Genomic DNA, 4,844 nt, shown 5'->3' with positions numbered 1-4,844 from the left:
ACACTTGCGTAAGTCCTATACCCTTATTTACCGCCGTTGAGGATTTCACAGCTTTCTAACAGTTCCTTTAACTCGTTCTTACTATCGTTGGCAGATTTAAAACCAACCACACTAGAAATTATACCAATACCCGTGTTAAGATGGGTTTGTTCGATATGACCTGTGTAGAATAAAGCAACACTACCAAAAGTAAAAACTGCTGATACTGTACCGATGGCAATTTTAACGTTATATCCTAGCTGACTTTGCCGAATGTACTCATTAACACCCTGTTTGTGTTCTTCGTGGGTTAGTTGTAGCTTTTTGGCTTCAGATTGATTAAACCAGTTAAACATAACTGTTAACTCCTATTTTGTAGTTTACTCAGTTCGTTTTTGAACTTACTAACATCTTAGGAATTTCATTAGAAACAAGAAAGATGAAAAAAGGGTTTTATTCGTGAAAACTTTTCCCCAAATTTTGGGGAGTTTAGGGAAATAAAAATACCCCAAATTCCCTAGACAATAATAAGCCGTATTTGCTATAGTCTAAAAAATCAATCTACCATCAATAGATATTTATGAATAAACTGGGAAAAGTACAAGCTAGTGAGTCGGGAAAAACTAAACTCAAAACAGCATATAGAACAGCAGGTTTTACTATAGAAACTCTAGCAAAAAAAGCAAACACTACTGAAGATAAAATTAAATATTTAATAGGACAGAATACTGAAAAAGTAAAAGATGTTGATAGATTTGTCATAGAAAGTGTTGTCAATACTATAAATGAAGGACTTAAAAAAAATGATATAGTTGAAAAACTCACACCATCAGATATAGTTGATGATTGGTCTCCACGACTAATACCAACAGAATTTCAAACCGTAATTGATGATAAAACAAAACTATTTTGCGGACGCAAATTTGTATTTGATAAAATTCAAGAATTTATCAAAAATAACCAAAGTGGATATTTTACCATCCTTGGTGATGCAGGAATGGGTAAAAGTGCCATTGCTGCCAAATATATAGTAGATAATCCTGGAACAATTTGCTTTTTTAATATTCGCGCTGAAGGTAGAAACCGTCCCGATGTATTTCTGAAATTAATTCGTCAACAATTAACCCAAAGATTTGATTTACAAAATGGAGAAAATGATGATTTATCTACTTTATTAACTAAAGCTAGTGGAAAATTAGCTGATTATGAAAATTTAGTCATTGTCATTGATGCTTTAGATGAAGTTGATCAAGAAGATAACGGAAATCTATTAAATTTACCGATGTATTTACCGGAAAAGGTTTACTTAATTCTCACCAGAAGACCTTATAATCCAGAAGATAAAAGATTAACACTTTCCCCTAATACTAAATATCAAGAATTAGATTTGAGGGAATATCAAGAAAACAGTAAAGATGATGTAGAAGCATATATTTTAGAATTTCTCGGTTTAGAAAAATATAAAGCAGGTTTAGAAAAGTGGATTAATCAACAAAATGATTTGAGGAAACCAAAATTTGTAGATACTATCGCTGCTAAAAGTGAAAATAATTTCATGTATTTACGCTATGTGTTAGAAGCAATTGCAGAAGGATTTTATCAGGATGAAAAACTAGAACAATTACCCGCAGGTTTACAGGGATATTATGATAGTCATTGGCGGATTATGGGAAGAACCTTTACCCAGGAATAAAATTAAAATCATTTATGTGATGTGTGCTTTAAAAAGTTCTATATCCCGTGAGATGATTGTGAAATATTCCCAAGAAGATAACCTCACAGTGCAAGAAGTTCTCAAAGGTTGGACACAATTTTTACAGGAACAAAAAAACTATCAACCGCCTCGTTATCGCTTTTATCATGAAAGTTTCCGAGATTTTTTATTACGTCAAGATATTGTTCAAGCTGCGGGGGTAAGTTTATCAGAAATTAGCGCGGTAGTTGCTAATAATATGGGTAGGGGATTAATACTATGAGTAACTTTCAAACTTGGTTTAATGAAAAGTCAGAGGAAGCAAAAGAACAGCTTTTAGGTGAATATCCCCGATTATTATTAGCGGGTAAAAAGTATCCAGAACTGTTTAAACTATTATCGAACTACTACTTTATTGAAGCAAAAATTAATCATCCCTTATTCGGAGTGCAAGCACTGATTGAAGATTATGATTTATTAGATACTTCCGAAATAAGGAATAATTCAGAATATGCTGAAACCGTCAAAGCATTAAAATTAATTGAAAGGTCTTTATTTAGGTCAACACACATATTATTTGAAGATCCAAAACAACTCAAGGGACAGCTATCAGCACAACTAACATATTTCGATTTACCAGAAATTAAAAATTTATTAGAACAAATCGCCAGAGATAAAAATATAGGTTTATACAGTTTAATAGGTAGCCTCACGCCTCCTGGTGGTGCTGGATTAATTCGCACTCTAAAAGGTCATAGTGACTGGGTAAATGCGATCGCAGTTACACCTGATGGAAAAACCGTGATTTCTGGTTCTGCTGACCGGACTATCAAAATCTGGGATGTGGGAACAGGAAGAGAAACGTTTACCCTTGAAGGTCATAGTGACTGGGTAAATGCGATCGCAGTTACACCCGATGGACAAACCGTGATTTCTGGTTCTGATGACAAGACTATCAAAATCTGGGATGTGGGAACAGGAAGAGAAACGTTTACCCTTGAAGGTCATAGTTACTCGGTAAATGCGATCGCAGTTACACCCGATGGACAAACCGTGATTTCTGGTTCCGGTGACAAGACTATCAAAATCTGGGATGTGGTAACAGGAAGAGAAACGTTTACCCTTGAAGGTCATAGTGACTGGGTAAAAGCGATCGCAGTTACACCCGATGGACAAACCGTGATTTCTGGTTCTGATGACAAGACTATCAAAATCTGGGATGTGGGAACAGGAAGAGAAACGTTTACCCTTGAAGGTCATAGTTACTCGGTAAATGCGATCGCAGTTACACCCGATGGACAAACCGTGATTTCTGGTTCCGGTGACAAGACTATCAAAATCTGGGATGTGGTAACAGGAAGAGAAACGTTTACCCTTGAAGGTCATAGTGACTGGGTAAAAGCGATCGCACTTACACCTGATGGAAAAACCGTGATTTCTGGTTCTGCTGACCGGACTATCAAAATCTGGGATGTGGGAACAGGTACAAAAAAGTTTACCCTTCAAGGTCATAGTGACTGGGTAAATGCGATCGCAGTTACACCCGATGGACAAACCGTGATTTCTGGTTCCGGTGACAAGACTATCAAAATCTGGGATGTGGTAACAGGTACAGAAAAGTTTACCCTTCAAGGTCATAGTTATTCGGTAAATGCGATCGCACTCACACCCGATGGAAAAACTGTGATTTCTGGTTCTGGTGACAACACTATCAAAATCTGGGATGTGGGAACAGGAACAGAAAAGTTTACCCTTCAAGGTCATAGTTATTCGGTAAATGCGATCGCACTCACACCCGATGGAAAAACTGTGATTTCTGGTTCTGGTGACAACACTATCAAAATCTGGGATTTAGCAACCAGAAAAGAAATAGCAACTTTCACAGGAGAAAGACCTATATTATGCTGTGCAGTTGCTGCTGATGGTGTCACAATCGTAGCAGGGGAAGAATCAGGAAGGGTACATTTTCTGCGTTTGCAAGAAAGGTGAAAATGAATACCTTATCTTTCTCTTCCCCAGAATTACAATCAATTATCCTCAGCAAAACAGAAAATTTTATTGGTCGTGATTTTATCTTCACTACTATTAATAATTTTCTCCACCGTTACCCCAAGGGTTATTTCACCATTGTGGGTGTACCCGGTAGCGGTAAAAGTGCCATTCTTGCCCAATTTGTGCGCCAAAATCCCCATACTATTTATTACAATGCTCAAATGTCCGGTAAAAATCGAGTTGAGGCATTTTTTCCAGAGGTTTGTACACAGTTAAATTTATTGTTAGAGAATTTATCTAGCACCCCTGCCCAACCCTCCCCGCAAACGATGACAGAGACAGGATTTATCAATGCAAATGAGGGAAGTTGGTTATTTTCTACTTTATTGCAACAAGTCAGCGAGAAATTACCAGATGAGAAAATAATTATTGTCATTGATGGTTTGGATGGAATTGATATAAATAGTCAAGCTGTAGGCACGAATTTATTTTATCTACCGCGATATTTACCGGATCAAATTTATTTTATTTTCGCTCGTCGTCCCTATCAAAAATCCCATAGTGGCTTGTTAATTGAAGCACCTTCACAGATTTTAGATTTAGCAGATTATCCAGTGAAAAATAGGGAGGATGTGAAAGAATTTATTCAGAAGAAACGAACCACAGAGACACAGAGTTCACAGAGAAATATAATTGAATTAATTAATGAAAATGAAGATAATTTTATGTATGTGCAGCAAGTTTTAAAAGCTATGGCTGATGGTTTTTATTCTGCCAGTAATTTTGAGCAAATTCCCCCAGGTTTAGAAACCTATTATCAACAACATTGGCAAAAGATGCAAGGTCAGGGTTTATCTGATATTGCGATGGATATATTGCGGGTTTTAACTGCTGAAGAAACTCCAGCGATGTCAACCGTAGCTATTAGTAAAATTATCAAAGCTGATGTTTTTGATGTGGCGGAAATTATGGAAACTTGGTTAGAATTTCTGCAAGAAATACACAGAGGTAAAGAAACTCAATATCAATTATATCATCACAGTTTTCGGTTATATCTTCATGATTACAGCACTTTGCGTAACAGTTAAATACAAGAATTAAAGGAATCAGGACTTACGCAACTGGCACATTGGTAAGGTGCGTCAGATATCAAAAATCTGTTTATTTGCAGGATTTATGC

General features: G+C 36.4%; 5 protein-coding genes. 4 read left to right on the top strand and 1 reads right to left on the bottom strand.

Annotated features, from left to right (window positions below; all coding sequences use genetic code 11):
• Nucleotides 1–23: 23 nt before the first annotated feature.
• On the bottom strand, nucleotides 24–335 hold the full coding sequence (locus CA730_RS23730) for a TRADD-N-associated membrane domain-containing protein (protein ID WP_096671094.1): 312 nt from the start codon (nucleotides 333–335) through the stop codon (nucleotides 24–26).
• A gap of 224 nt (nucleotides 336–559) precedes the next feature.
• On the opposite strand from CA730_RS23730, the gene CA730_RS23725 reads away from it, so the two are divergent.
• From CA730_RS23725 to CA730_RS23715, 4 genes are read left to right on the top strand one after another with little or no spacing between them, the layout of a single operon-like run.
• Complete coding sequence (locus CA730_RS23725; RefSeq protein ID WP_231939929.1) at nucleotides 560–1,672, top strand: P-loop domain-containing protein; 1,113 nt, start codon at nucleotides 560–562, stop codon at nucleotides 1,670–1,672.
• Nucleotides 1,626–1,955: a hypothetical protein gene (locus tag CA730_RS25865; RefSeq protein WP_231939928.1), complete on the top strand. Its 330-nt coding sequence runs from the start codon at nucleotides 1,626–1,628 to the stop codon at nucleotides 1,953–1,955. The genes CA730_RS23725 and CA730_RS25865 overlap by 47 nt, the downstream gene beginning before the upstream one ends.
• The gene (locus CA730_RS23720) at nucleotides 1,952–3,661 is read left to right on the top strand and encodes a WD40 repeat domain-containing protein (RefSeq protein ID WP_096671092.1); all 1,710 of its coding nucleotides are present in this window, start codon (nucleotides 1,952–1,954) and stop codon (nucleotides 3,659–3,661) included. Before CA730_RS25865 ends, CA730_RS23720 begins: the two co-directional genes overlap by 4 nt.
• A 2-nt stretch (nucleotides 3,662–3,663) precedes the next feature.
• Complete coding sequence (locus tag CA730_RS23715; protein ID WP_096671090.1) at nucleotides 3,664–4,752, top strand: ATP-binding protein; 1,089 nt, start codon at nucleotides 3,664–3,666, stop codon at nucleotides 4,750–4,752.
• Nucleotides 4,753–4,844: the final 92 nt, after the last annotated feature.

The organism is Dolichospermum compactum NIES-806, assembly GCF_002368115.1.
GTDB lineage: Bacteria > Cyanobacteriota > Cyanobacteriia > Cyanobacteriales > Nostocaceae > Dolichospermum > Dolichospermum compactum.
This window is presented reverse-complemented; position numbering and strand designations above follow the sequence as displayed.